The organism is Rhizobium sp. SVR5-9E (assembly GCF_056755095.1).
The window spans coordinates 1-977 of sequence record NZ_JBNDHS010000221.1; the positions used below are offsets into that span (position 1 = coordinate 1).

The 977-nt window shown below is 60.9% G+C and carries 2 protein-coding genes and 1 pseudogene; all 3 read left to right on the forward strand.

Annotated elements, in window-relative coordinates:
* Nucleotides 1-282: aquaporin (locus tag ACPYOJ_RS34500; protein ID WP_481420248.1), on the forward strand; the 282-nt coding region annotated here is incomplete at its 5' end.
* Nucleotides 279-707 (forward strand): arsenate reductase (glutaredoxin), encoded by a 429-nt coding sequence (arsC, locus tag ACPYOJ_RS34505; RefSeq protein ID WP_481420249.1) that lies wholly within the window; start codon nt 279-281, stop codon nt 705-707. The genes ACPYOJ_RS34500 and arsC, both read left to right, overlap by 4 nt.
* Nucleotides 682-977, forward strand: a pseudogene (locus ACPYOJ_RS34510) (arsenite efflux MFS transporter ArsK); the annotation flags it as partial. The gene arsC and the pseudogene ACPYOJ_RS34510, both read left to right, overlap by 26 nt.

Consider the following 977-nt stretch of genomic DNA (forward strand, 5'->3'; position numbering starts at 1 on the left):
ATCCTTTCGGGCATCCGGTTTCGCGCCGATGCCGTGGCATGGCTGGTCGGCCTCTATATCACCGCCGCTTACTGGTTCACCGCTTCCACGTCCTTCGCCAATCCGGCCGTCGCAATCGCCCGATCGCTGACGAACACATTCTCGGGCATCCGCCCGATCGATCTGCCCGGCTTCATCGTCGCGGAAATGATCGGCGCATTGCTGGCGATGATGCTCGTTGGCTGGCTGCTGATGGACGCCCGTAATTCCCAATCTCTCTCCAAGACGGAACCCACCTCATGAGCATGGACGTCACGATCTATCACAACCCCGAATGCGGCACCTCGCGCAATACGCTGGCAATGATCCGCAATGCCGGCATAGAGCCGACTGTCATCGAATATCTGCAAAATCCGCCGAGCCGCGAAGAACTCGTGAAGATGATTGCTGATGCAGGCTTGAGCGTGCGCGAGGCGATCCGCGAAAAGGGCACGCCCTATGCCGAGCTTGGCCTCGACAATCCGGAGTTGACCGACGAGCAACTGCTCGACGCCATGCTGAAGGACCCGATCTTGATTAACCGGCCCTTCGTCATCTCGCCTGTTGGTACCCGCCTTGCCCGGCCGTCGGAAGTCGTGCTCGAAATCCTGCCCGATACGCACAAAGGCCCGTTCGCCAAGGAAGACGGCGAGCAGGTTCTGGATGCGGAAGGCAAGCGACTTGTCTGAACGGGTGCCGCTTTTTGCCGTGCTTGCGCTCGGCGTCACACAGATCATCGGCTACGGCACCCTCTATTACAGTTTCAGCATTCTCGCTTCCGATATGGCCGCGCAATTCGGCTGGTCGAGCGAGTGGGTTTTCGGCGCTCTTTCGGCGGCCCTTCTGACAGGCGGCCTCACGGCGCCATGGCTCGGGGCATTGTTCGACAAGATCGGAGCCGGCCGCGTGATGGCGATCGGCTCGCTTGTCGCGGCCCTCGCTCTCATCGCCTGCGCCTT